This window comes from Defluviimonas sp. D31, from assembly GCF_033436765.1.
GTDB lineage: Bacteria > Pseudomonadota > Alphaproteobacteria > Rhodobacterales > Rhodobacteraceae > Albidovulum.
This window is the reverse complement of the sequence record NZ_JAWQFN010000020.1, coordinates 1-25,369: the sequence shown is the minus strand read 5'-3', so window position 1 is coordinate 25,369 and position 25,369 is coordinate 1. Positions and strand designations below refer to the sequence as shown.

The 25,369-nt window shown below is 65.7% G+C and carries 26 protein-coding genes, 1 tRNA gene and 1 pseudogene; 22 read left to right on the top strand and 6 right to left on the bottom strand.

Annotated elements, in window-relative coordinates:
* From R5H32_RS19460 to R5H32_RS19445, 4 genes and pseudogenes are all read left to right on the top strand, one after another.
* Nucleotides 1–245 (top strand): annotated as a pseudogene (locus tag R5H32_RS19460) (hypothetical protein); the annotation flags it as partial.
* Nucleotides 246–295: 50 nt separating this feature from the next.
* Entirely contained in the window at nucleotides 296–1,318 is a 1,023-nt protein-coding gene (locus R5H32_RS19455) for a major capsid protein (RefSeq protein WP_318340336.1), read from the top strand.
* A gap of 6 nt (nucleotides 1,319–1,324) precedes the next feature.
* Entirely contained in the window at nucleotides 1,325–1,639 is a 315-nt protein-coding gene (locus R5H32_RS19450) for a hypothetical protein (protein ID WP_318340335.1), read from the top strand.
* Nucleotides 1,636–2,265, top strand: a complete 630-nt coding sequence (locus tag R5H32_RS19445; protein ID WP_318340334.1) for a DUF6441 family protein — start codon at nucleotides 1,636–1,638, stop codon at nucleotides 2,263–2,265. Before R5H32_RS19450 ends, R5H32_RS19445 begins: the two co-directional genes overlap by 4 nt.
* On the opposite strand, the gene R5H32_RS19440 is transcribed toward R5H32_RS19445, so the two are convergent.
* Together R5H32_RS19440 and R5H32_RS19435 are read right to left on the bottom strand one after the other, a co-directional pair.
* Complete coding sequence (locus R5H32_RS19440; protein WP_318340333.1) at nucleotides 2,262–2,909, bottom strand: hypothetical protein; 648 nt, start codon at nucleotides 2,907–2,909, stop codon at nucleotides 2,262–2,264. The two genes, R5H32_RS19445 and R5H32_RS19440, sit on opposite strands and share 4 nt — an antisense overlap.
* Before the next feature lie 155 nt (nucleotides 2,910–3,064).
* Nucleotides 3,065–3,559 carry a hypothetical protein gene (locus R5H32_RS19435; RefSeq protein ID WP_318340332.1) on the bottom strand — a complete coding sequence of 165 codons (495 nt, stop codon included), beginning with the start codon at nucleotides 3,557–3,559 and terminating at the stop codon, nucleotides 3,065–3,067.
* 72 nt (nucleotides 3,560–3,631) lie between these two features.
* Between R5H32_RS19435 and R5H32_RS19430 the strand changes: the two genes are divergently transcribed.
* From R5H32_RS19430 to R5H32_RS19405, 6 genes are all read left to right on the top strand, one after another.
* Nucleotides 3,632–4,054: an acyl-CoA transferase gene (locus R5H32_RS19430; RefSeq protein WP_318340331.1), complete on the top strand. Its 423-nt coding sequence runs from the start codon at nucleotides 3,632–3,634 to the stop codon at nucleotides 4,052–4,054.
* Between the two features lie 25 nt (nucleotides 4,055–4,079).
* The gene (locus R5H32_RS19425) at nucleotides 4,080–5,018 is read left to right on the top strand and encodes a phage tail tube protein (RefSeq protein ID WP_318340330.1); all 939 of its coding nucleotides are present in this window, start codon (nucleotides 4,080–4,082) and stop codon (nucleotides 5,016–5,018) included.
* A gap of 2 nt (nucleotides 5,019–5,020) precedes the next feature.
* A complete protein-coding gene (locus R5H32_RS19420) occupies nucleotides 5,021–5,476 on the top strand; it encodes a hypothetical protein (protein ID WP_318340329.1) in 456 nt (151 codons plus the stop codon).
* A gap of 98 nt (nucleotides 5,477–5,574) precedes the next feature.
* Entirely contained in the window at nucleotides 5,575–5,706 is a 132-nt protein-coding gene (locus tag R5H32_RS19415; protein WP_318340328.1) for a hypothetical protein, read from the top strand.
* On the top strand, nucleotides 5,699–8,245 hold the full coding sequence (locus tag R5H32_RS19410) for a phage tail tape measure C-terminal domain-containing protein (protein ID WP_318340327.1): 2,547 nt from the start codon (nucleotides 5,699–5,701) through the stop codon (nucleotides 8,243–8,245). Before R5H32_RS19415 ends, R5H32_RS19410 begins: the two co-directional genes overlap by 8 nt.
* Before the next feature lie 9 nt (nucleotides 8,246–8,254).
* Nucleotides 8,255–8,887, top strand: coding sequence for a DUF2460 domain-containing protein (locus R5H32_RS19405; RefSeq protein WP_318340326.1), 633 nt, complete (start codon nucleotides 8,255–8,257; stop codon nucleotides 8,885–8,887).
* A gap of 50 nt (nucleotides 8,888–8,937) precedes the next feature.
* Here R5H32_RS19405 and R5H32_RS19400 read toward each other — a convergent pair whose 3' ends face one another.
* Nucleotides 8,938–9,123 (bottom strand): hypothetical protein, encoded by a 186-nt coding sequence (locus tag R5H32_RS19400; RefSeq protein WP_318340325.1) that lies wholly within the window; start codon nucleotides 9,121–9,123, stop codon nucleotides 8,938–8,940.
* A gap of 77 nt (nucleotides 9,124–9,200) precedes the next feature.
* Between R5H32_RS19400 and R5H32_RS19395 the strand changes: the two genes are divergently transcribed.
* From R5H32_RS19395 to R5H32_RS19350, 10 genes are all read left to right on the top strand, one after another.
* On the top strand, nucleotides 9,201–10,085 hold the full coding sequence (locus tag R5H32_RS19395) for a DUF2163 domain-containing protein (protein WP_318340324.1): 885 nt from the start codon (nucleotides 9,201–9,203) through the stop codon (nucleotides 10,083–10,085).
* Nucleotides 10,082–10,543 (top strand): NlpC/P60 family protein, encoded by a 462-nt coding sequence (locus tag R5H32_RS19390; RefSeq protein WP_318340323.1) that lies wholly within the window; start codon nucleotides 10,082–10,084, stop codon nucleotides 10,541–10,543. Before R5H32_RS19395 ends, R5H32_RS19390 begins: the two co-directional genes overlap by 4 nt.
* 9 nt (nucleotides 10,544–10,552) lie before the next feature.
* Nucleotides 10,553–14,518, top strand: a complete 3,966-nt coding sequence (locus R5H32_RS19385) for a glycoside hydrolase TIM-barrel-like domain-containing protein (RefSeq protein ID WP_318340322.1) — start codon at nucleotides 10,553–10,555, stop codon at nucleotides 14,516–14,518.
* Between the two features lie 11 nt (nucleotides 14,519–14,529).
* On the top strand, nucleotides 14,530–15,276 hold the full coding sequence (locus R5H32_RS19380) for a DUF2793 domain-containing protein (protein WP_318340321.1): 747 nt from the start codon (nucleotides 14,530–14,532) through the stop codon (nucleotides 15,274–15,276).
* 67 nt (nucleotides 15,277–15,343) lie between these two features.
* Nucleotides 15,344–15,610, top strand: coding sequence for a hypothetical protein (locus R5H32_RS19375; RefSeq protein WP_263337919.1), 267 nt, complete (start codon nucleotides 15,344–15,346; stop codon nucleotides 15,608–15,610).
* Nucleotides 15,611–15,635: 25 nt separating this feature from the next.
* On the top strand, nucleotides 15,636–15,959 hold the full coding sequence (locus R5H32_RS19370) for a helix-turn-helix domain-containing protein (RefSeq protein ID WP_318340320.1): 324 nt from the start codon (nucleotides 15,636–15,638) through the stop codon (nucleotides 15,957–15,959).
* A gap of 13 nt (nucleotides 15,960–15,972) precedes the next feature.
* Entirely contained in the window at nucleotides 15,973–16,281 is a 309-nt protein-coding gene (locus R5H32_RS19365; RefSeq protein ID WP_318340319.1) for a hypothetical protein, read from the top strand.
* A gap of 74 nt (nucleotides 16,282–16,355) precedes the next feature.
* Nucleotides 16,356–17,030 (top strand): YcbK family protein, encoded by a 675-nt coding sequence (locus R5H32_RS19360; protein WP_318340318.1) that lies wholly within the window; start codon nucleotides 16,356–16,358, stop codon nucleotides 17,028–17,030.
* Nucleotides 17,027–17,272 carry a hypothetical protein gene (locus R5H32_RS19355; protein WP_412099049.1) on the top strand — a complete coding sequence of 82 codons (246 nt, stop codon included), beginning with the start codon at nucleotides 17,027–17,029 and terminating at the stop codon, nucleotides 17,270–17,272. The genes R5H32_RS19360 and R5H32_RS19355 overlap by 4 nt, the downstream gene beginning before the upstream one ends.
* Complete coding sequence (locus R5H32_RS19350; protein WP_318340317.1) at nucleotides 17,235–17,426, top strand: hypothetical protein; 192 nt, start codon at nucleotides 17,235–17,237, stop codon at nucleotides 17,424–17,426. Before R5H32_RS19355 ends, R5H32_RS19350 begins: the two co-directional genes overlap by 38 nt.
* A 190-nt stretch (nucleotides 17,427–17,616) precedes the next feature.
* Here the strand turns inward: R5H32_RS19350 and R5H32_RS19345 are convergent, their stop codons facing one another.
* Nucleotides 17,617–18,318, bottom strand: a complete 702-nt coding sequence (locus R5H32_RS19345; RefSeq protein ID WP_318340316.1) for a Crp/Fnr family transcriptional regulator — start codon at nucleotides 18,316–18,318, stop codon at nucleotides 17,617–17,619.
* Nucleotides 18,319–18,381: 63 nt separating this feature from the next.
* Between R5H32_RS19345 and R5H32_RS19340 the strand changes: the two genes are divergently transcribed.
* Entirely contained in the window at nucleotides 18,382–20,283 is a 1,902-nt protein-coding gene (locus R5H32_RS19340; protein WP_318340315.1) for a DUF3604 domain-containing protein, read from the top strand.
* Nucleotides 20,284–20,873: 590 nt separating this feature from the next.
* On the opposite strand, the gene R5H32_RS19335 is transcribed toward R5H32_RS19340, so the two are convergent.
* A complete protein-coding gene (locus tag R5H32_RS19335) occupies nucleotides 20,874–23,753 on the bottom strand; it encodes a UvrD-helicase domain-containing protein (protein ID WP_318340314.1) in 2,880 nt (959 codons plus the stop codon).
* A 240-nt stretch (nucleotides 23,754–23,993) separates the two neighbouring features.
* Here R5H32_RS19335 and R5H32_RS19330 point away from each other — a divergent pair, with 240 nt between their 5' ends.
* Complete coding sequence (locus tag R5H32_RS19330; protein ID WP_318340313.1) at nucleotides 23,994–25,130, top strand: Fic family protein; 1,137 nt, start codon at nucleotides 23,994–23,996, stop codon at nucleotides 25,128–25,130.
* A 132-nt stretch (nucleotides 25,131–25,262) separates the two neighbouring features.
* Here the strand turns inward: R5H32_RS19330 and R5H32_RS19325 are convergent.
* A tRNA-Met gene (locus tag R5H32_RS19325) sits at nucleotides 25,263–25,339 on the bottom strand.
* Nucleotides 25,340–25,369 lie beyond the last annotated feature (30 nt).

Genomic DNA, 25,369 nt, shown 5'->3' with positions numbered 1-25,369 from the left:
TCCCCGCCTTCAGCTCGTTGCCTAAGGCGAAAGATGCGGAATATTACTCCGCGACAGTCAGAACATCCGACCGTTTCCGCTGTCCATTTTGTCTCCGGGATTCACACATCGTCGTGGCGCGTGGGCCCGCGATCGTCTCCCGCGCCGCTCTTTACTACGACGGCAGCGTCGATGATGCGGCCAAGATCACCGCCAAGCTGAGTGAGCTTGCAAGCCTCGGCATCGTCACCCGTGACGGCGCCTGACGCCCGGCACCGTTGCCCCTACCGGCCTTCCCTTTTCCCCGGAGCCCCCCATGACCCTGATCCGCAATCCCTTTGACGCTGGCGGTTATTCGCTGGCCGAGATGACGCAGGCCATCAACATCCTGCCCAACCTCTACACCCGCCTCGCCCAGATCGGCCTCTTCCGCTTCGAAGGCGTCAGCCAGCGCTCGGTCATCATCGGGCAATACGAAGGCGTCCTGAGTCTTCTGCCCTCGGTCCCCCTCGGCGGGCCCGCCACCGTCGGCACCCGCGAAGGCCGCTCGATGCGCAGCTTCGCCCTGCCATGGATCCCGCACGACGACGTGATCCTGCCCGCCGATATCCAGGGTCAGCCCGCGCTAGGCGCCTTCGATGCCGCCGATCCGCTGGTCGAGGTGATGAACCGCAAGCTCACGCTCATGCGCCGCAAGCATGCCCAGACCCGCGAATACATGGAGATGAACGCGCTCCGCGGCATCGTGAAGGATGGCGCGGGCACGACCCTCTACAATTACTTCACCGAATTCGGCCTGGCGCAGATCTCGGTCGACTTCGTCCTCGGCACGGCCGGAACCAATGTGCAGGGAAAGGTGCGCGAGGTGCTGCGCGCCATCGAGGACAACCTGCTGGGCGAGGCGATGACCTCGGTCCACGCGCTGGTCAGCCGCGAGTTCTTCGACAAGCTGATCGCGCACCCCAAGACCGAGGAAGCCTACAAGTTCTACGCCGCAACCGGCGCCCAGCCCCTGCGCGAGGACGTGCGGCGCAACTTCCCCTTCGGCGGGATCCTGTTCGAGGAATACTCGGGCACCGTCACCCTCTCGACCAAGGCCAGTGAACGCCTGGTTCCGGCGAACGAGGGCATCGCCTTCCCGCTCGGCACGATGGACACCTTCACCACCTATGGCGGCCCGGCGAACCTTCTGGAAACCGCCAACACCATCGGCCTGCCGCTCTATGCCCGCCAGCATCTCGACGAGAAGGGCCGCTGGATCGACGTGATGACCGAGGCCTCGATCCTGCCGGTGAACAAGCGGCCGCGCCTCGCCGTCCGGCTCCACAGCTCGAACTGATCTGTCATGTCCGTCTTCGCCGCCGCCATGGACCATATCTTCACCCATGCTGACATGGCGGCCCCGGCCCTCTGGATCTCGGCCACCACCTCCGAGGAACGCCCGATCCGCGTCATTGCCCGTGCGCCCGACCGCGTCACCGACTTCGGCGCGGGGCGCTTTGTCAGCGACACGACGGTGGTCGATGTGCGCGTGGCAGATCTGCCCGCCCCGCGCCCGGGCGATCTGATTGTCATCGGCGCCGACAGCCATGTGATCCAGGGGGAACCGCTGCGCGACCGAGAACGGCTGATCTGGACCCTCGATCTGAGGCCTGCATGAAGCTGAAGCTCGAGATCAGCCCCGACATCATCGCCCTGATGCAGGCCGAAATCCACGCCGGCGAAAAGGCCGTCACCACCGCCATGCGCGAGGCGGGCGCGGGCCTGAAATCCGCCTGGCGCAGCCAGATCACCGGCGCTGGGCTCGGCACCCGGCTCGGCAACTCGATCCGGCTGGCCACCTATCCCAACGGCGGCGAGAGCGTGAACGCCGCGGCGCTGGTCTGGTCGAACGCGCCGGTGATCGTCGGCGCGCACGACACTGGGCCACTGATCCGGTCGAAAAGCGGCTTCTGGCTGGCCATCCCCACCCCGGCCGCGGGCAAATCCACCCGTGGCGGTCGCATCACCCCCGGCGAATGGGAACGCCGCACCGGCCTGCGCCTGCGGTTCATCTATCGCCGCCGGGGGTCGAGCCTCTTGGTGGCCGAGGGACGGCTGAATTCCAAGGGCCGCGCGGCTGCGTCGCGGTCGAAAACCGGCCGCGGGCTGACCACCGTGCCGATCTTTCTGCTGGTCCCGCAGGTCAGGCTACGCAAGCGGCTGGATCTCGCGCGGGATGCGGAGCGGACCATCGACGCCGTGCCGGGGCGGATCGTGGCGGCGTGGGTGGAGGGGCGCGTCTAGGCTGAAGACGCTGCCAGTTCTGGAAAACCCGGATAACACTCCGCGTGATTGCCTGTGTTGTTGGGCATTCCGGGTTTGGTAAGGCAGCCCTTCGGATCAGTGTAACTATCGATCCGTCGTTCGGGGTTTTCATGCCAAGAAATGTTGAATGCAGCCATTCTTAGGAAGAAGTACAAGCTCGAATACGGCAGATGATCATGGACCCACCATGCAAGCGCGCGCCAATCCTCGCCCTTCTCGTAGCGGTCCGCAAACCACGGGATGACAATGCAGGCAGTTGCGCCAGCAAATCCATCGGCGTCCCTTCGGTCCCAGATATGGCTGGCAAAGTTGGCTTCGTTCGACGCGCAGCTATAGCCCTTCTTCTTTGCACGCTGTTGCTGGTTACAGAACGCATTCACTTCGCACGACCGGAAGGCCGACCGGATCACGATCTTTCCAAACGTCGCATGAAGCGGCTCGAGAAGTTCCTCGCAAAGGCGTTTTCCCACAGACACGGCAAGATTGGGATCATCAGGAATATTTGGGATGCCGTGGAGGTTCGCAACTTCGCTGTAGAGGAATTCGCGCATGAAAAATGATTTCGACAGGCGGACACGGCCCAACTCGTCAAGGGCAGATACACTCTCAGGCTTCTTGGTCAAAATGACGCTCCGACAACAGGCTTTCGCGTTTCCACTGGATGTTCAACATTCTATGGCAAGCAGAGCAAGCGGCTGGATCTGGCGCGGGCCATCGACGGCGTGCCGGGGCGGCTCGTGGCAGGGTGAGGGAGGGACGGGCCAAACCGGTGACACCGTCAATCCAATGGCAGCCCGAGCCTGCCTCTAAGCCTTGCGCGTGCTGCCGAAACAGCTTTGTCTGCGGCGGCGACATGGTCAGCAGACAACGCCGGCCGCCCCAACAGATTCGCCTCAACATCGGACCACGGGATCACCCTTCGCAGTGCGCCGCACTGCGATGCAACCCGGCCGGATGCAAGCTCGGCTATGCCGTCGAACGAATTTCTTAACTGCTGCTGGGCAACGCCGGCAGCCTCGCAAAGCCAGAACAGCATCGGAGCGCAGTTGATGCGGTTGTACACTGCGCGCGCGTCGGTTGGGCTCGTCTGAGACCGGTTGTAAGCGCCCGGAGTGTGATAATCACCCAGCCATCCCATCCAGTGTTCTTTCTGGGATCCGTACCACGGATTGCCGAAGCCAACACCGATCTTGAGCAGGTTTTCAAGCTCACGGTGCCGAGGTGTGTCTGGATTCAGTGTCCAGATTATTCTCGCGAACTCTGAGATTTGCATGTTGTCCCTCCTGCAACGGCAAGTGATCCCTGCAAGGATTTCGGCGCAAGTGCAAATTGGAATCGCCGCTAGATGCCCACAACCCGCGAACTCGTCCTTGCCGCGCTGCTCGCGCGGCTGCAGGCGCTTGCCGCCCTCACCCTGCACGACGAGGTCCTGCCCGAGCGGATCCCGGCGGCTGGCCTGATCATCCTGCGCGATGGCCAGCCGGGCGAGCCGGAGGTTACGCTGTCGCCGCTGCGCTATCACTACCAGCACAGGGCCGAGCTGGAGGTCGTCGTCCAGGCAGGCACCGGCCGGGCCAGCGCCTTCGATGACCTGATCGCCGCCATCGGCGCGGGGCTGGATACTGACCGGACGCTGGGCGGCCTGTGCGACTGGGTCGAACCCGAGGCCCCGGCCTCGGTCGACCTGCCGGTTGAGGGCGCGGCGGCCCTGAAGGCGGCGGTGATCTCCGTCATCCTGCACTACACCACGACCGGGCCGCTGGCCTGACACCCCACATCCACAGGAGACCCCCATGGCACGCGCTCACGGCGTGCGGGCGCAGATGGCGCTTGCGTTCGAGACGGTTTACGGCACCCCGCCCGTCAGCGGCTATCGGCTGATGCCCTTCGCCCGCACCACGCTGGGCGCAGAGCAGCCGCTGCTCAATTCGGAACTCCTCGGCTACGGCCGCGATCCCCTGGCCCCGATCAAGGATGCGGTCACCGCTGATGGCGAAGTGGTGGTGCCGATCGACGTCGAGGCCTTCGGCTTCTGGCTGAAGGCAGCGTTTGGGGATCCGAACACCACGGGCGTCGACCTCTACACACACGAATTCCAGTCCGGCGGCTGGACCCTGCCGTCGATGGCCATCGAGGTCGCGATGCCCGAGGTGCCGCGCTTTGCCATGTATGCAGGCTGCGTGATGGATCAGCTCAGCTGGCAGATGAACCGCTCGGGCCTTCTGACCGCCACCGCCCGCCTGGTCGCCCAAGGGGAGGCGATTGGCACCACCACGGCGACAGGGACACCGACCGCGCTGGGCCTGCAGCGCTTCGGCCATTTCAACGGGGTGGTGAAGCGCAACGGCACGGCGCTGGGCAATGTCGTCTCGGCCGAGATCACCTATGCCAACGGCCTCGACCGGATCGAGACCATCCGCAATGACGGCAAGATCGAGGGCGCCGATCCCGGCATGGCGGCCCTCACGGGGCGGATCGAGGTCCGCTTCGCCGACAGCACGCTCGTCACGCAAGCCATCGACGGCACGCCCTGCGAGCTCGAGTTCGCCTGGAGCCTCGGCGCGAACGCCAGTTTCACCTTCACCGCCCATGCCGTCTACCTGCCCGTCCCGCGGATCGAGATCCCGGGGCCCCAGGGCATCCAGGCGACCTTCGACTGGCAAGCGGCGAAAGCCGCCAGCCCCGCCCGCATGTGCACCGCCGTCCTCGTCAACACCGTCACGGGATACTGACCATGATCCGACTGAACCTGTCGAACCGCCCCGAATGGCTGAACCTGCTGCCCGGCCTGCGCGTGCTGGTGGCCCCTCTCACCACCGCGCTGATGGTGGCCGCGCGCGCCGATCCGACTCTCTCCGCCCTGCCCGACACCGCCAGCACCGAGGACATGGCACTGGCCATGGCCAAGGCTGTGGCGCGGCTGGCGATCCTGGACTGGGAGGGTGTCGGCGATGACGACGACAAACCCCTGCCGCTCTCGCCTGAAGGCATCGATGCGCTCCTCGAAATCTGGCCGGTCTTCGAAGCCTTCCAGGCGCAATACGTCGCCCGCGGCCTGATGCTGGATCAGGAAAAAAACGCCTCCGCGCCCTCGCCGACTGGTCCTTCGGCGGGGGCGACGGCTACTGCGCGGCCTGCGCACCCTGCGAGGGCCCCGGGGGCATCTGCCCCGACTGCCCCGCAAGACTGAACCGGCCGCAGACGGTCGAGGGCTGGCAGGTCTGGGATCTGACCCAGCGCCTCGGCGGCCAGCTGCGGATCGCACCGGGGGCCGTCGTCGGATGGGACATGGGTGCCGCGCTTGTCATGGCGCAGGCGCTGGGCGTCAACGCCCTGATCGCCGCCGAACTGCTGCCCGAGATCGAGGCGGTGATGGTGCGCAAACTGAACGAGCAGATGGAAGGACGCCGGAATGGCTGAGAAGAAGGTCTCCGTCCGCCTTGTGGCGGAGGGCGGACGACGCGTGCGCGCCGAACTGGAAGGTGTCGGCGAGGCTGGGGCGCGCGGCTTCGGCCGCCTCTCGCGCGAAATGGAACTGGCGAACTCCCGGCTTGCGGCCTTTGCGCGCCGGGCCGGTCTTGCCCTCGGGGCTGCAGCGGCGGCGGCCACTGCGTCGCTCGGGCTGATCGTCCGTTCTACCGCCGAGAGTGCGGCCCAGATCCGGCAGTTTGCGCAGGTTGCCAATGCCACACCCGCGGCGCTGCAGCGCTGGTCGGCCGGAGCGCGCACCGTTGGCATCGAGCAGGAGAAGCTGGCCGATATCCTCAAGGACGTGAACGACCGGGTCGGGGATTTCCTCCAGACCGGTGGCGGGCCGATGGCGGACTTCTTCGAGAACGTCGCGCCGCGCGTGGGCGTGACGGCCGACCAGTTCGCGCGGCTTTCCGGGCCGGAGGCGCTGCAGCTTTACGTCGACACGCTTGAGCGCGCCGGTCTCAGCCAGCAGGAGATGACGTTCTATCTCGAGGCCATGGCCTCGGATGCTACGCGCCTCCTGCCGCTTCTCCGCAACGGCGGCGGCGAGATGGCCCGACTTGGGGATCAGGCCTCCGATCTCGGGGCGGTGCTCGATGGCGCTGCGCTGGAGGCGCTCCGGCGCACGCAATTGGCGCTGGGCACGGTCTCGCTGGTCTTCGATGGCCTGCGCAACCGGATCGCCGTGGCCGTCGCGCCGACCATCGAGGCGCTGGCCAATGCCTTCGTGGCCCTTGCCTCCGACGGCGGGATCCTGCGGTCGGTCCTCGATGCGCTGATTGGCAATCTCGGTCGCATGGCCTCCTACGCCGCAACCTTCGTCGTCTTCATGGCCGGGCGCTGGGTAGCGGCTCTGGCGGCGGCTGCCCTGTCGGTGCGCGGCCTCGCCACGGCCCTTGTCTTTCTCCGCGGCGCCCTCATTCGCACCGGCATTGGCGCGCTGGTCGTTATTGCCGGAGAACTGGCCTACCAGCTATCCGAGCTCGTCGGGCGTGTCGGCGGGCTGGGCGAGGCCTTCCGGCTGCTCGGCGATCTGGCCCGCGAGGTCTGGTCGCGCATCGGTTTGTCCCTCGACGCAGCACTGGCGCGCATAGCGGCCGGATGGGAGGGGCTGAAGGCGGCGGGACTCTCGGCGCTGGAGGGCACCATCGCGGGTGTGGTCAGGCTCAGTGACCGGACCGCAGCGATCTTTCAGGGCGCCTATGACGCGGCCGTGGCGATCTGGGGCAGCCTGCCCGGAGCCATCGGCGACTTTGCCTTCCAGGCGGCAAACGGGCTGATCTCGGGCGTCGAGGCGATGCTGAACGGCGTCGTCACGCGCATCAACAGCTTCATCGAGACCCTGAACGCCGCACTTGCACTGCTGCCGGAATGGGCGACCGGCGAAGGTGGGGTGCGGATCGGCATCCTCGATCCAGTGGAACTGGGTCGGATCGGCAACCCGCTCGAGGGCGCGGCAACGGCCGCGGGGACAGCGGCGGCGGATACCTTCTCAGCGGCTCTCTCGCGGACCTACTTTGATCCGCCCGACCTCGGGCTCGGGGCCATGGCCGACGACGCCCGTGGCCGAGCCGATGGCTACCGAGAAGCAGCGGGCATGCTGGCTGATGCCGCCGGTCGACCGTTGGCCAGCTGGCAGGCGCTTAAGGATGCCGTGACCGGCTCCGGCGCTGAAGCAGAGACGGCTCTGGCCGATGCGGCCGCCTCGGCCGATGCCCTCACGGCCGGGCTGAACGACACGACCACCGCCGCCGATGGCGCGGGCGGTGCCGCGCGTGATGCCGGGGCTGCGGCGGCCGAGGGTGCGGACACGGCGCTGACGGGCTGGCGCGCCGTCACGGCGGCGCTCGCCGACTATGCCGCCAAGGCGCGCGACATCGGTGGGGATATCGGGAGCGCGCTGGTCGGGGCCTTCACCTCAGCCGAGACCGCCATTGGCGACTTCGTCAAGACCGGCAAGCTCGACTTCCGCGATCTGGTCACCTCGATGATCGCCGATCTGGCCAAGCTGGCAACGCGGCGCTTCATCTTGGGGCCCATCGCCAATGCCCTTTCCGGCGCGCTGGGCGGTGCGGGCGGCGTAGCGGGGGGAAACGCCCCACTGGGGCCGTTCCTGTCCCCGCTACTCGCCAACATCCTGCACGCAGGCGGCGTGGTCGGCACCCCGGGTCCGGGCCGGATGGTCCCCGCCATGGCCTTCGCGGGCGCGCCGCGGATGCATTCCGGAGGGACCGTGGCCCCAGTGGGGCAGCGTAAGCCCGGAGGAAGCGGCTGGGCCGGGCTCCGCCCTGACGAGGTACCCGCGATCCTGCAGCGAGGCGAGCGGGTGCTCTCGCGCAAGGAAGCGGCAGGCTACGGCCAGTCGGCCGCATCCACCGTGAATATCACCATCAACGCGCGGGATGCCGAGAGCTTCCGCCAGTCCCGCACACAGGTCGCCAGCGACGTCGCCCGCGCCGTGTCGCTCGGACGGCGCGGCATGTGAGGATCAACCATGGCGTTTCACGAGGTCCGGTTTCCGGACAGCATCAGCCGCGGGGCACGGGGCGGCCCGGAGCGGCGCACCCAGATCGTCGAACTGGCGAGCGGGGCCGAGGAGCGCAACGCCAGCTGGGCCAACAGCCGCCGCCGCTACGACGTCGCCTACGGCATCCGCCGCGCCGACGATCTGGCGGCGGTCGTGGCCTTCTTCGAGGCGCGGAACGGCCGCCTCTACGGCTTCCGCTTCAAGGACTGGGCCGACTTCAAGTCCTGCCTGCCATCGCAGACGCCGGGGCCATCCGACCAGCCGATCGGAACCGGAAACGGGGTCGCCACGCAGTTTCAGCTGACCAAACGCTACAGCTCCGGCGTGCAGAGCTGGACTCGGGCCATCACCAAGCCCGTGGCGGAGACCGTGACCATCGCCCTGAGCGGCACGCCCCAGGGACCGGAGGACGGCTGGTCGGTCTCGACGTCGACCGGCCTCGTTACCTTCAATGTCCCACCCGCCACAGGCGTCGCCCTCACCGCAGGCTTCGAATTCGACGTTCCCGTCCGCTTCGACACCGACACGCTCGACATCACCCTTGATCTCGAACGCTTCGGGTCCATCACCTCGATCCCGCTGCTGGAGATCCGTACATGATGAACGTGCGCCAGACCCGTCCGATCGCCCTTGCGAGACATCGACGCCGTCTATTCCTCCGCTGCCGGCTTTGCCGGGAAAAGAGGCACAATCTCGGCGCTGGGCGGGGTGGCGCGCTTCAGCGTCTCCAGGAAGGCTTTGAGCGTCACGACGTCGACGGCGACATGATCGCGCGCCTGCGTTGCATCAGGCTCACCCGCGTTTTCATCGGGATGGTTCGCCGGAACGTCCTGCATCACGATCCTGCCCCTTCATTCCAATTCACTTCGAGCGCCACAGTGAACAATGGCACGGACACAGACAAGGTCATGCCATGAAGCCCCTCCCACCCGCGCTACAGGCGCATCTCGACGAGGGCACGACGACGCTCGCGTGGTGCTGGCGCATCACCCGGGCCGATGGCGTGACCTTTGGCTTCACCGACCACGACCGGACGCTGTCGTTCGACGGCACCGAGTTCGGGCCGGAAAGCGGGCTGACCGCCTCCGAGGTGCGGTCGGGGTCCGACCTCTCGGTCGACGCGCAGGACGCGCAAGGCGTGCTGTCCTCCGACCGGATTACGGAAACCGACATCCTCGACGGCCGCTGGGACAACGCGGCGGTCGAGGTCTGGCGGGTGAACTGGGCGAGCCCCGCGCAGCGCGTGCTTCTGCGCCGCGGAGCCATCGGTCAGATCCGGCGTGGGCGGCTGGCTTTCGTCGCCGAGGTGCGCAGCCTCGCCCATGTGCTCGGCCAGACGGTCGGGCGCACCTTCCAGGCCAGCTGCGATGCCGCCTTGGGCGACGCGCGCTGCGGCGTGAATCTCGAGGCCGCGGCCTTCAGGGGCAGCGGCGCGGTCATCGATGTGCTGCGCGACCGGGCCTTCACCGCTTCCGGCCTCGGCAGCTTCACGGTTGGCTGGTTCACCTTCGGGCTGGTGGAATGGTCGACCGGCGCGAATGCCGGGCGGCGGGTCGAGGTGCTGGCGCATGACCTCGTCGATGGCATCGCGATCCTGACCCTGCTCGAAGCCCCGGTGCGGCTGATCACGTCGGCGGACGCCTTCATCATCCGGGCGGGCTGCGACAAGCGCCTCGCGACCTGCGGGACAACGTTCGCCAATGTCGCCAACTTCCGGGGCTTTCCGCATATCCCCGGACAAGACGCGGTCTTGCGCTACGCCACCAAGGACGGCGGGCACGAGGGGGCAGTGCTGTGACCACGCCAGTCCCAACCGCCGATCCCGCCCGCGTCATCACCGCCGCGCGGTCCTGGGTCGGCACGCCCTACCACGATCAGGCCAGCCTCAAGGGGGTTGGCTGCGACTGCCTTGGTCTCGCGCGCGGTGTCTGGCGCGAGATCGTCGGGCCGGAACCGTTCCCGATCCCGCCCTACAGTCGCGACTGGGGCGAGACAGGGCCGCGCGAGGTTCTGGCCGAAGGCGCGCGGGCAATGATGATCGAGGTTCCAGTGCAGTTGGCGGGCCCGGGCACCCTGATCCTGTTCCGGATGTTGCCGCGCGCCATCGCCAAGCATGTCGGGATCCTTACCGGCCCCGAGACCTTCCTTCACGCCGATGAACGCCTCGGCGTGATCGAAGAGCCGCTGACGCTCCCCTGGCAGCGGCGCATCGCCTTCGCCTTTCTGTTCCCCGCACGCTGCCCCCTCGAACCCTGAGATTTCCAGATGGCCACGCTCGTCCTAGGCGCCGTCGGTTCCGCCATAGGCGGGGCCTTTGGCGGCGCGATCCTCGGCTTTTCCGGCGCGGCCATCGGCGGCTTCATCGGCTCCACCATCGGCTCGGCGGTGGACAGCGGGATCGTGTCCTCGCTGGCGCCCGCGCAGAAGATCGAAGGGCAGCGGCTGGATTCGCTTCGCATCACCTCGGCCACCGAGGGCGCGGTGATCCCGCGCCTTTACGGGCGGATGCGCATCGGCGGCAACATCATCTGGGCCACCGATTTCCGCGAGGAGACGAAGACCACGACGCAGGGCGGCGGCAAGGGCGGAGGCGGCGGCCAGGTTCGGACCACCGAATACCTCTACTACGCCAGCTTCGCGGTCGCCTTGTGCGAAGGCCCGATCACCGGCATCGGCCGCATCTGGGCCGATGGCAAACCCTTGGACATGACCGGCGTCACATGGCGCTGGTATCCGGGGAATGAGACCCAGACCGCCGATCCGTTCATTTCGGCGAAGATGGGGGCGGCCAACACCCCGGCCTACCGCGGCACGGCCTATGTCGTCTTCGAGGAACTGCCGCTTGCAACCTACGGCAACCGCCTGCCGCAGCTCAGCTTTGAGGTGTTCCGGCCGCTCGCGGATCCCGACACGGCCGAGGGGCTCGTGAAGGCGGTGACGATGATCCCGGCCTCGGGCGAGTTCGCCTATGCGACCGAGGCGATCCGCAAGGGCGCGACCGGGGCGCAGACGGTCGAGAATCTGAACGCGCTGCCCGACGAGGCCGACATCGTCGTGGCGCTGGACCGCCTGCAGGCCATGGCCCCGACCGTCGAAAGCGTCAGCCTCGTCGTCGCGTGGTTCGGCAATGACCTGCGCGCGGGGAACTGCGGGATCAGGCCCGGCGTCGAGGTGGCTACCAAGACGACCAGCCCGAAGGTCTGGACGGTGAACGGGGTCGCACGGGAGAACGCCCACCTCGTCAGCCGCGACGCCGAGGACCGCCCGGTCTATGGCGGCACGCCTGCGGATTTCGCGGTGGTGCAGGCGATCCGCGAGATGAAAGCCCGCGGGCTGCGCGTCACCTTCTATCCGTTCCTGCTGATGGACGTGCCGCCCGGCAACAGCCTGCCCAATCCCTATTCGGACACCGCCGCCACCCTCGGTCAGCCCAGCTTCCCCTGGCGCGGCCGGATCACCTGCTCTCCGGCGGCGGGGTATGCCGGGACAGTGGACAAAACCGCCGCAGCGGCCGCGCAGGTCTCAGCCTTCTTCGGCGCGGCGAACCCGGCGCAGTTCGCCGTGTCAGGCGAGAGCGTCAGCTGGACCGGCCTATCCGACGATTGGGGCCTTCGCCGAATGATGCTGCACTACGCTCATCTCTGCGCGGCGGCGGGCGGGGTCGATGCCTTCCTGATCGGATCGGAAATGCGGGGTCTCACCACCATCCGGTCCGGGGCCAGCAGCTATCCGGCTGTCACCGCCTTCAAGGCGCTGGCGGCGGATGTGAAGACGATCCTCGGGGCGGGCACCAAGGTGGGCTACGCCTCGGACTGGTCGGAATACTTCGGGCACCAGCCCGGGGACGGCTCAGGAGACGTGTATTTCCACCTCGACTCGCTCTGGTCGGACGCCAGCATCGACTTCATCGGCATCGACAACTACATGCCGCTCTCCGACTGGCGCGACGGCTTCGACCATGCCGATGCGGCCGAGGGCTGGCCCGCGATCCATGACCGAGGCTACCTGCAGGCCAACATCGCGGGTGGCGAGGGCTTCGACTGGTTCTATGCCAGCGTGGCGGACCGCTCCGCGCAGATCCGGACGCCCATCACCGACGGCAGCGCGGGCAAGCCCTGGGTGTTCCGCACCAAGGATCTGCGCGCCTGGTGGTCGAAGCCGCACTACAACCGCCCGGGCGGGGTCGAGAGCGGCACGCCGACCGCATGGGTGCCGCAGTCGAAGCCGGTCTGGTTCACCGAACTTGGCTGTCCCGCCATCGACCGGGGCACGAACCAGCCGAACGTCTTCTTCGATCCGAAGTCCTCGGAGAGCTTCACGCCCTACTTCTCCCGTGGCTGGCGCGATGACGCCATCCAGCGCGCCTATCTGGAGACCAGCTATCTCTGGTGGGGCTCGGGCGCAAACAACCCGACGTCGTCTGTCTACGGCGGCCGGATGGTGCATGTTCCCGAATGCGCCGCCTGGACCTGGGACGCGCGGCCCTATCCGTTCTTTCCCGAACTGACCGGCGTCTGGACGGACGGCCGGAACTGGCGGCTCGGCCACTGGCTGACCGGACGGCTGGGCGCGGTCTCGCTGGCCGCCCTCGTGCGCCACCTGTGCCTCCGCGCCGGGCTTGCGGAGAGCCTGATCGACGTTTCCGGCCTCTGGGGCGCGGTCGAGGGCTATGTGATCTGTGCGCTGGAAAGCCCGCGGGCGTCGGTTTCCACGCTGGCGCGGCATTTCGGCTTCGATGCCATCGAGACCGAAGGCGTGATCCGTTTCATCATGCGCGGTCGGGCCTCGGTGGCAACGCTGGCCATCGATGATCTGGTGTCCAGCCGCGAAGGCGAGGCTTTTGAGCTGACCCGTGGCCAGGAGACCGAACTGCCGCAGGCGCTGAAGTGGCAGGTCGCGCGGGCGGACGAGGACTATGACGCGGCCCTCGTCGAGGCCCGCCGCATCACCGTCGACACCACCCGCATCGCCTCCGAAAGTTTCCCGATGGCGATCCCGCCAGAGGAGGCGGAACGCCGCTGCCGCCGCGCGCTGATGGAAGCCTGGATCGGCCGGGAAAGCGCCACCTTTCGCCTGCCGCCCTCGCGCCTCGCCCTCGATCCGGCCGACGTGATCCAGCTCGCCCATGACGGGCGTGAGGTCGAGTTCCGGCTGGTGTCCGTCGCCGATGCCGCGGCGCGCGGCATCGAGGCGGTGCGCCAGGACCGCGCCGCCTATGACCTGCCGCCCGGGCTACCGCGCCCGGCCTCGCTCGCAAGCCCCGTCGTCTTTGGCACGCCGGAGGCGGTGATCCTCGATCTGCAGCAGGTCAGCGAGGACCTGCCCGCCCATCGCCCCCTGATCGCCGCCCATGCCAGCCCCTGGCCGGGCGAGATCGCGGTGTTCCGCAGCGCATCGACGGACGGATTTGCGCTGCTGACCACATTCGGCGGTCGGGCCCGGATCGGCACGCTGGCCTTCGACTTCTTTCCGGGGCCGACCTCGCGCTTCGATCTCGGCAATGCGCTGGTGATCGATCTCTTCTCGGGCACACTGGAAAGCGTGACGGACGTCGTACTCTTCGGCGGCGCCAATGCGCTGGCGCTCGAGACGGCGGCTGGCATCTGGGAGATCGTCCAGGCAGGCCAGGCCGAACTGATCGCCCCCGGCCGCTATCGCCTGACCCGCCTGCTGCGCGGCCAGCGGGGCACGGAACATGCCATGGGCAATCCGGCCCCGGCCGGGGCGCGGGTCGTCGTGCTGGACGCGACGCTTGCCTCGCTGCCCATCGCCGAGGCCGATCTTGGCCTGCCGTGGAACTGGCGCGTGGGCCCGGCCGCTCGGGCGGTCAGCGATCCGAGCTACGCCGCGCTGGGCTTCACGCCCACCGGCCGCGGCCTTGTCCCCTTCGCGCCCGTCCATGTCGAACAGCCGTGGCGAACGGCCCGCAGCCCGGGTGATCTGACGATCCGTTGGACGCGGCGATCCCGCGCGCTGGTCGCCGATGCCTGGGAGCAGGTCGAGGTGTCGGTCGCCGAGGACCTGGAAAGCTACGATGTCCAGATCCTAGATGGGGCGACCGTCAAGCGCACGCTGACCAGTTCCACGACCTCCGTCCTCTACACAGCCGCTGAGCAGACCGCCGATTGGGGCGCGCCGCTCGGGCCGGGCCAGACGCTGGCGCTCCGCATCCATCAGCTCTCGAACCGCCTCGGCCGCGGCACGCCCGCAGCTGTGACCCTCCAGTTCTGAAGGGAACCCCCATGTCCGACACGACCACCCATCTCGGCCTGCCCTACCTCATGGCGGCGCAGGCGCAAAAGCACGTCACCCACAACGAAGCGCTGCGGCTCCTCGACGCCATGGTGCAGCTCTCGGTTCTTGACCGCACGCGCACCGCGCCGCCTGCGAGCCCCGCCGACGGTGACCGGCATCTCGTGGCCCCGGGCGCCACAGGCCTCTGGACCGGGTGGGATCTGAACGTGGCCTTCCGGGTCGACGGCGCCTGGATGCGGCTGGTGCCGCGGCCGGGCTGGCTCGCCTGGATCGCGGCGGAACAGGCCTTCGCCGTCTGGAACGGCAGCGCTTGGACGACGTTCGCCGACGCCTTCGGATGGATTGCTCCGGGCCCGAACGTGACGATCGCGCGTGGCCCTTACGGGGCCTCCGCCGGCCTCGCGGTGCAGGAGGAGCTTCTCTCCCCGCTGGCCGGGCCGTCGCACGAGTCGACCATCGTCATTCCGGATCGGGCGATCGTGCTTGGCGTCTCGACCCGGACAGTTGAAGCAATCACCGGCGCGAGCTCATACGACTGCGGTATTCCCGGCGAGCCCGGGAAGTTCGGCGGCAGCCTCGGCGTCGCGCCCGGCAACAGCAATATCGGCGTGATCGGACCGCAGGCCTTCTATGCCGACACCCCGATCCGGCTCACCGCAAATGGTGCGGATTTCAGCGGCGGCGCCGTGCGCATCGCGGTCCACACCCTCACGTTTGAAGCGCCCGAGACGTGATGCGGGCGCCGGCGCACTGCGACCGCAGGCGTCGCTATTGACTCAATCCCCAAAAGGAGACGGCGGAATGCCGGCCATCGACGAGAACCAATACACCCCGCCCCTCAGAAGCGATCCGGCATCGAATGCCGGGGCGATCACGCCAAGCGACGGCGAGGACCTGGCCTATGCGACGCGGGGCCTCATGGCCGACGGTGCCGGCACGATCCGCGCGCTGATGCTGGGCGGCCAGACCGTCACCTTCACGGCGCTGGCCAGCACGGTCTATCCGTTTCGCGTGACGCGGGTGTTTGCCACCGGGACCACGGCGACCGGCATCCTCGGGCTGTGGTGACATGAAAATGCGCAATCCCCAGAGGATGGCCGGCGTGGTCAACACATGGCTTTTGCATGTCAGCTCCGGCCTCTCGATGCGCCAGATCGCCCGGTTGCAGGGGGTGGCGCCCTCCACGGTCATGCGCCGCATACGCTGGTGCGAGGATCTGACCGATGACCCCGTCCGCGGGCCGTGCCTGGAACGGCTGGCGGAAGACGCCCGCAGCCATGAGGTGCTTGTCCGGGCGCTCATTCTCTTTGCCGAGATCATCGCGCCGCAGCGGCCGTCGACCGGCTGGAAGCCAACAGTGGGGCGTGATCGGCGCAATGATCGCATCCCGGCAGCAGCCCTTCACCCCGACCGATGACGGAAAGCCCAGCATGACCGACAAGCCGACCCTACTCGACAGCGTGGCGCAAACGTTCCGCGACCATGGTCTGACCGCGGCCATCACCGCACTGATGGGCGGCAGCCTCGCGATCGCCGCCACCGTGACCCGCAAGGCCTTCACGAACGAGGCCATGCTCGAACGCCTTGACCGGGAACTGGCCGCCGAACGTGAGCGCGTCGATCGACAGCGCGCCGAGGACCGCATGGCCGACGCCGACCGGCTGCAACGCATCGAGACCGATATCCGCGCCATGCGTGATCTGATGTTCGAGGCGTTCCAGCGCAGCCGCGCCGACTGAACGACGACCCCACCCTGACATTGCAGCCACCACCCGACCCGCCTCAGAGGCGGGTTCTTCATTTGGAGGACCCCATGCCGACCCTGACCTACGCCCATTACCGCGATGTGCCGGAGGCCACCTGGCGCTGGCCCAGCTTTTCGCCCGCCGAGATCGCCTGCCGCGGCACCGGCGCCATCAGGATCAACACTGAAGCGCTGGACAAGCTCCAGTCCCTGCGCAACCGGTTGGGCAAGCCGCTGATCGTCCGCTCGGCCTATCGAAGCCCCGAGCACAACCGCGACGTCGGCGGCGCCCCGGCCTCGAAACACATGGCCGGCACCGCCTTCGACATCGCCATGGCGAACCACGATCCGATGGCCTTCGCCGAGGCCGCGCGCGCCGTTGGCTTCCTCGGCTTCGGCACCTATCCCCGCTCGGGCTTCATGCACATCGACCTCGGCCCCGCCCGGTTCTGGGGCGATCCGTTCCCGGCGCGGCCCGTGCCTTTCGCTCCCGAAGTGCCGCCCGCCCGCGAGGTGCTGGCCGAGAGCCGCACGCTGCGGGGTGGTGGAGCTGCGGGGGCCGCGACGGCGGGTGCGGCCGGGATCGAGGTGCTGCAGGACGTGCTGGCCGAAACGCAGTCCACGATCCAGCCGCTTGTACCCTACCTCGACACCTTGCGCTGGCTGCTGATCGCCATCGCCCTGACCGGCATCGCGGTCACCATCCATGCCCGGTTCGATGACTGGAAACGGGGCCAGCGGTGACCGGCTGGCTCCTCACCTATGGCCCGGCGCGCAAGGCGCTGGGCATGATCCTCGTCGCCGCGACGATCCTGCTGTTCCTGATGGCCCTCCGTCGCGCCGGCGAGCGCACCGGGCGCCTTCATGAACGCCTCGAGACCTGGGAGAAAAACGATGCCATCCGCCAACAGATGCTCGATGCCGCCGCCCGCCGCCCTCATGATCGCCATGCTCTGGCTGACCGCCTGCGCGATGGCCGGTTCTGAAGCCCGCGCGCCCTGCCCGCCCGTCGTTGATTACAGCGCTGCTGATCAGATCCGCGCGGCGGCCGAAGTGGACGTGCTGCCGGACGGGGCAACGGTTGTCCGCATGCTCAGCGACTACGCTGTCCTGCGCGACCAGGCGCGGGCGTGCAGGTAGATTACGGGTCGGCCAGGCGACACCGGTGAAGCGGAAATTCGCTGCGAAAGGCACGAGTGCCCAGGATGCGGACTTTCCAGACCTTGACTACCGGCAGCTCAACCGCCGCATTCCGCCCAGAGCAGACGTAGGAGTTACTGGCTTTCAGAAGAGCGGCAAGACTGCCGCCCTTGATCATATTTCACGTGTTCTAAAGCAGCCGCCTATCTACAATTTTGAAGTGGCGATACCCGAGTTCAATCGCTCCCTTGGTCTGTAACCGCCTTAAAACTGGACCGACGGCGTTTCGGGACAGGCCGGTTAGGTCGGAAATGTCCAATTGGCTGAGCGGAAACTCTGCCTGCTCGCCTTCACTCCCGCGGCCAAATAGTTGGCCCTCACCGACAAGCAACAGAAGCGTTGCACTCACGCGATCTTCCGGTGTCTCGAGTTTCTGCGCACTCATTATCCTCAACGCATGATCGAACATGCTGACGGTTAGTTTGGCCACATGTCGCCAGCCGTCCGGATTATCTCCACAGATCCGAAGCATGGCCTCTTTTGGAACGTATGCAATCCGCGCCTCGGTTCGGGCGGTCAGACCGGCCCGTCGCGGTGTGTCCGTGATCAGGGCGGCATCTCCGACCCACCAACCTTTTCGTGCGACATGCACGAATTGTGGCGTGTCAGGATGTATGGCGACCAGAACGTCCAGAAAACCTTCGCAGACTGCGTAGAGACCGCCAGGGGGATCATCCAGCCTGTAAATGACATCTCCCCGCGCGAGGTTAAACGTTTGGGCCGCTTCCAGCACGGCATGGCGAAAAGCTGCGGGCTGTGAGGATAACCAGCCTCGCGTTTCGAGTGTCTCCTTGTCGCTGTCGACAAGTGTGTTTCTAGAGAGACTGACCATGGATGTGCAATCTGCGGGGTGAAATCATGTTATACAAGCCCAAAGGTCTTTGAGGAGATTCCCATGTTTCTGGCAAGGTCAAGTCTGACGCTGACTATCGTGCTCACTCTGCTATCGCTGCCAGCGCTAGCGCTAGCGCAGGATATTTCGGTGTCGCAAGAGGAGCACGTTTCCCCCTCAACGCCTTATTCGCCCTACCCGAACGATTACTACCCGCAGAACGTCTATTTCGGGGATACACATCTTCACACAGCATGGTCGGCGGATGCTGGAATGGCTGGTGCCACGCCAGGTCCGGAAGTGGCCTACCGGGCGGCGCGCGGCGAGGTCGTAGAGAGCCAGACGGCAGGTCCCTTCAAGCTGGTGCGGCCGCACGATTTCGTCGTCGTGGCCGATCACGCGGAGAACATGGGGCTGTCTGACTATCTCAACCGAGGTGATCCGAAGGTGCTGAAGACCGAGGGTGGTCGCCGTTGGTACGAGATGGTCAAGGCAGGCAATGGATATGACGCCTTTATTGAATGGATCGCCGCCAACGGACGTGGTGAGGATCAGATCGACAGTCCGGAGATGGTCGCCGAGGTCTGGGAAAAGGTTATCGAAAACGCAGACCGGTATTACCAGCCCGGCGTGTTTACGACTTTCATTGGCTACGAATGGACCTCTGGTCCCGATGGGAACAACCTGCATCGGAACGTGATCTTCCGCGATGGCGGGGATCGAGCAAGGCAGGTGGTCCCTTTCTCTGCGCTGGACAGCGACAACCCAGAGGATCTGTGGGCCTACATGCGCGCTTACGAAGAGGAAACTGGCGGCCAGGTTCTGGCGATTCCACACAACGGAAATCTGTCGAACGGCATGATGTTCATGCTGGAAACCTTCGCAGGTGAACCTTTCAGCGAAGAGTATGCCCGCACGCGGGCGGAGTTCGAGCCCGTCGTCGAAGTCACCCAGCCCAAGGGGACCGGAGAGGCACATCCTTTTCTCTCACCCGACGATGCATTTGCTGACTTCGAGATCATCGACGCGTCGAACCTCAACGGTACTACTCCGAAGACACCGGAAATGATCCGTACAGAATACGCGCGGCAGGCATTAAAGGACGGCCTTGCAGAGGAGGCGCGTCTCGGCGTCAACCCGTTCAAGTTCGGCATGATTGGCGCCACGGACGCACACAATGCGCTGCCGTCCACACGTGAGGAGAACTGGTTCGGGAAGGCCTACATCGTCGAACCTTCGCCGCATCGCCGGGATGGCGTGCTGATCGAGAGTACCGTCGATCCACAGTACTCGATCTACGACATCGATCTTGGTGCGTCCGGCCTTGCGGCCGTCTGGGCGACCGAGAACACAAGGGAGGCGATTTGGGACGCCTTTGCCCGCAAGGAAGTTTTCGCCACGACCGGCACACGGCTGCGAGTGCGCGTCTTTGGCGGATGGGATTTCGAGGCAGCGGAAGTCAGCCGCGCCGACTTCGCTCGCGCCGGGTACGCCCGTGGAGTGCCCATGGGAGGCGATCTGCGGCCCGGACCGGACGGTGCTGCGCCAACGTTCATGATACGAGCCCTCCGCGATCCCGATGGCGCCAACCTGGATCGGATCCAGGTCATCAAGGGCTGGCTCAACGCGAATGGCGAGACGCAGGAAAGGATCTGGGACATCGCCTGCGCTAACCGGGAAATCGTCGACGGGGCGTGCGGCGGCGAGGTCGGCAGCACCGTGAATGTGGCTGACGCGTCCTGGACCAACACGATAGGCAGTGCAGCACTTGCGGGCTTCTGGGAAGACCCTGAGTTCGATCCGGGACTGAAGGCTTTCTACTACGTGCGCGTTCTTGAAATACCGACGCCGCGCTGGACAGCATACGACGCCAAGTTCTTCGACATCGACATGCCTGAAGGTACGCCGATGACGGTGCAAGACCGCGCTTATACGTCGCCGATCTGGTATACACCGAGAAACTGAGGCAAACATTCCTAGACAAGGTTTACGTCTTTCAGGTGGCAATGAAAGATTTGCTGTTATGTCAATGCCATGCGGTACTGGTAGCGACAGAAGTTCCTTGCGATCAACCTTTACTCAGTTCTCGGCGAAGGACCGGTTTCCGCCCTTTGCGTCAAATGCTGCGATATGCATGAATGTCGTGAAAGTGCTCGAAAGAATCCTTCGCTGCAGCGATCTCGATGGTCAGCTCTTGGCTGAGCGCCAGATTCCTTACTGAACTGACACTGGCAGCAACGTGCCATCGGTGTCCAATTTCAGGGCGCTCCGCCAGAGCGGCGTCTTGAAGACGTGGTGCACATGCTTGCCGCTCCGTCATCGTCCGGATGCTGAGCGAATACGCCGTCCTACGCGATCAGGCGCGGGCGTGCAGATGAAAACCGGGCCGGGCGCGCGCCCGCAGGAAGCGCCAGACAGCTCAACCGCGGCGCATCGCCCGACCCGGTACACGGATTCACGCTGTCAACGAGGGTCAGGGACTCGCTGCCGTTTCATGAGGGCAGGCACGGCCATGCCTGTCCCGCGTGGCGGTTTGCACAATTGTGCACCTGATTTCAGGCCCTATTTCGTCGTCGCGGCTTCGTGACGGCGGATCGTTCACCACTCGATATCTTCGCCTTCCCGACACAGGTCGGATAGCGGACGCAGCCGAGGAACCTTCCATAGCTGCCGCTCCGTTCGACCAACCAGCCATCTGCGCATTCCGGGCAGGTCGGATAGCTGGCACCGCAGCCACATCGAACCTCGGGCGTGCCGTCCGCGCGGCGCGGCAGAGCGGTTCCGCAAGATGGGCAGGCGGGCAGCAGGTTTCCACAGTGCTGGACATGTTCGCAGCGATACCAGATGCGGCCATCCTGCCCGGTGACGCCCAGCACTCGTCCGCCGCATTCGCCGCAGACATGAGCCTCCGGCTCCGCCCCAGGCGCTGCCGAAATCCCATAGGCAGGGTCTTTCCGAAGCTCGGTCACAAACGACGACGGCCGGGCGTTCGAGGCAAGGATAGTCAGGGAGTGGCGGGCCCGGGTCATCGCGACATACATGACGCGCCGCTCTTCGGCGTTCTGGAACGCCTCCTCCTCCGGCGACACCAAAGACAGCAGGGGGTCGTCGACGATTTCTGACGGGAACCCCGTCCGCCCGCTGTCGGCGTTCAGCAGGATGACGTGATCGGCTTCCAGACCTTTCGAGGCATGGATGGTCTTGAAGCTGATCTTCAGCCGCGGAAAGCGCCGTCTCAGATCGTGCATGTCTGGTTCGATGAAGCGGTAACGGCCGAGGAGCAGCACCGTCGCAGGCTTTGCCTCCGACGCCACAGTGGCTGACATGCCGGCAAGAACCTCGGACAGTTTCCCCGCATCCTCACCCTTGGACACAGTCACCATCCTGATGGCCGGTTCGGTCGCGGTCCCGGCCGGGACGATCTGCTTCTGGATCTGGGCCGGGTTGCGCAGGACAAAGGTTCTGGCGGCGAAGGCGATCTGGTCGACGGAACGGAAGGTGCGGCCCAAATCGACAGTCCTGTGCACGCCTGCCTCGCCGTCGAAGCTGCCGCCGAACTCCCGCCCGAAATGGCGCATCAGATGGATGTCGGAACCGGCAAAACGGAAGATCGACTGCCAGTCGTCGCCGACGGCAAAGATGCGCACGTCCGGATGTTGGGCTTTTAACGCCTTCACCAGCCGAGCGCGGCTTTGCGAGATGTCCTGGAACTCGTCGACCAGGATGTGGCGGAACGGGCTGACATAGCGGCCGGTTTCGGCATAGCGTGCGGCGCGCAAGATCATGTCCTCGAAATCAATCCGGCCACCGAGGCGCTTTTGGTATTCCTCGAAGACCGGCGCGAATACGTCGAGAAATGCCTTGGCCCGCTTGCCGAGCTTCATACGCTCGGACTTGCTCTCGCAGTCGGCGAGGCTGTAACCGCCGCTCTTGAACTTGCGCAGAAACGTTCCGAGCAGCTTCGAAAAGTCGTCGACCTGCTTCAGCTCGACGATCCGGTCATAGATCGTATCAGCCGGGCGAGGCTTTAGGGTGACATGGGGCGCCAGCTTCTCGGCGAGGCCGGTCAGCAGACGCCCCTCCTGCCGCTCGTAGCTGTAGGTTTCGATCAGGGTGGTTTCATGCTCGGCGTGGGCCCGGCGCTTCCACTCCATGCCAGCCAGATACTCGTCGCGGTCCACGAATGGCGCCGTGACCAGGCGCTCGCGGCCATCGGCGGTCTTCTGGCGCCGCACCCCGAAATGCTCGACGTAGATGCCGCTTTCGGTCAGGCGGAAATCAGGCTGATAGTCGCGCTTGCCGACTTCAGAGATCTTGTGCTCGTAGACGGGTTCGTACTCGTATTCGACGCCGTTTTCGTAAAGCCAGTTGGCGATCTGCAGCTCTTCGTAGCTCTTGACCTTTTCGCCTTGCAGCGTGCGCAGGTCATGGGCTTCCATGTGGGTGTAGAATTCGTGCTTGGTCTTGAAGTCCCATTCGGTCTTCGGCTCGACCAGGAAATGCGCAAACCACTGGATGATCGCCTTTGACACTTCCGACATGGTGTGAACCAGATCCTTCAGGATCTGCTTGATCAGGTTGGTGAAGGCCATGTCATCGGTGGCGTGGTCGGCCAGTGCCGGCTTCGACCCTTCCACGATGCCGATGATGTCATAGGCAATCGCGTGGAAGGTCCGCGCCACGATCGGCACACCGGAGCGCGCCTCGACCCGTTCCGACATCTCCTCCGCCGCGTTCTTGGCAAAGGCCAGCAGCAGGATTTCGTCAGGTTGACGGATGCCGGCCTTGACCAGATAGGCCGCCTTGGCGGTGATGACGCTGGTCTTGCCCGATCCCGCCCCGGCAAGGACAAGCGTCGCATCCTCATCGACGACGACGGAAAGGCGCTGTTCGGGAGTTAGCGGCTTGCTCTCGATCGTGTCGAAGAACTCGTTCCAGCGGTCCAGTTCTGCGGTGACGAATGCCGCGATGCCGTTCGCTCGCAACGTGCGCGGATCGCCTGCGAGCTGCCGGATTGGCGCAATGCGCGCGACCGCCTCGGGACCGATGGCCTCGGCATTCAGCTTCGACAGCAGGGAAGCGTCCAGAGCACGGGCTTCTTCGAGCAGGGGCGCGATCTGACACGCGGCAGGGTAGCGGGACGGCGCTTCCAGCGACCGCACCCCGGCGAGGATCCTGTCCAGTCGCGCCGCTTCCTTCTCGAGAGCTGCGAGGTTGAAGTGGGTCCATGCCGTCTTGACCGCCTCCGAGAAGTCACAGGCATCCTGGTGCCTTGCGCCTTTCAGCGTGACATCGTCATGGTCGTCCGAACGGATGGTCAGCGCGGTTCCTAACATCCCCTTCCGGAGGTCCAGCGGACATTTCAGAGCCTGCAGCGACTTGGACACAACCTGGCCGCGGTACGTGATCCGGATGTGATCCCCGTCCAGCTCCATTGTGCAAGCGGACCTGCCGAAGGGATCGGCGAGGAAACCAAACAAAGGGCGTTGTTGTAGTCGAATCAATGAACTGGGCCTCGCCGTCACGTCCGTTCAACTTGTGACTCGGCTTTGCCGGACTGCAACCTCGATCCGTCATGAGCGGCGTGGCGTACCCGGCGTTCAGCAGCTTGGTGCGGAGAATAGCGCCAACATTCTCCGCATATTTCGCGGCGTTTTTACTTGCCGTCGCGGAGAATGCGCCTCACAATCGCCGCGCGCCATGCGGAGATTGTGATGTACATCTGGGAGCAACCGGACTGGCCGACCCTGACCTGGCAGGACGCGAGCATTGCGGCGCCCCTGGCCGCAGTACGCCATGACCAAGGGCGACTGATTGGCCGGATGGAGGCGCTGGGTTTCAAGTTGCGCGAAGAGGCGGTGCTGCAGACGCTGACGCGTGACGTCGTCAAGACGAGCGAGATCGAAGGAGAAAAGCTGGACGCCACGCAGGTACGGTCATCGCTTGCCCGTCGCCTCGGTATCGACATCGGCGCCCTGCCCCCGACCGATCGCAACGTCGAAGGCATCGTCGAGGTGATGCTGGACGCAACGCGCAACTATGCCTCCCCTCTGACCACCGAGCGCCTGTTCGGCTGGCACGCCGCGTTGTTCCCTACAGGGCGCAGCGGCATGACGAGAATCATCGTCGGGAACTGGCGCGACGACAGCGCCGGCCCGATGCAGGTGGTGTCCGGGCCTTATGGCCGGGAACACGTACATTACTCGGCGCCACCGGCGACGACGGTCGCGGCCGAGATGGAAGCCTTCCTCACCTGGCTCAACGCGCCGCTGTCCACCGATCCGGTGATCATGGCCGCGCTGGCGCATATGCGGTTCGTGACCATCCACCCTTTCGAGGATGGCAACGGCCGCATCGCACGCGCCATCGCGGATCTGGCGCTTGCGCGTTCAGAGAACAGCCCGCAGCGGTTCTACAGCATGTCGGCGCAGATCAGGGCCGAGCGGAACGCCTACTACGATCAGTTGGAACGAACCCAGAAGGGCAGCACGGACGTCACCGCTTGGATCCTGTGGTTCCTCGACTGCCTCGGGCGCGCCATCCGTGGCGCGGATGACGTCTTGGCCGCCGTAATCGCCAAGGCGCAGTTCTGGGAACGCGCCGCGACGCTGGCGCTGAACGAACGCCAGATCAAAGTGCTCAACCGCCTGCTCGACGGGTTTGAGGGTAAGATGACTTCATCGAAGTGGGCGACGATTGCCAAATGCTCGCAGGATACGGCGAACCGCGACATCGCGGCCCTGCTTGACCTCGGGCTCATGCGAAAGGGCGAAGGCGGCGGGCGTAGCACGCATTACGAGCTGGTGCTTTGACGGTCAGGGCCGCGATCATGAGACCCGCTCAAGGGGGCTCGCAAAACGTTGACCAGGTGTTGACAAGAATTCGGAACGACGAAAGCCGAGCTGTTCGCTCGGCTTTTAAGTATTTGATAATGCGTCTAATTTTGGTTGCGGGGGTAGGATTTGAACCTACGACCTTCAGGTTATGAGCCTGACGAGCTACCGGGCTGCTCCACCCCGCGCCATTTGGCCCGCACGGAACGAGATTGTAT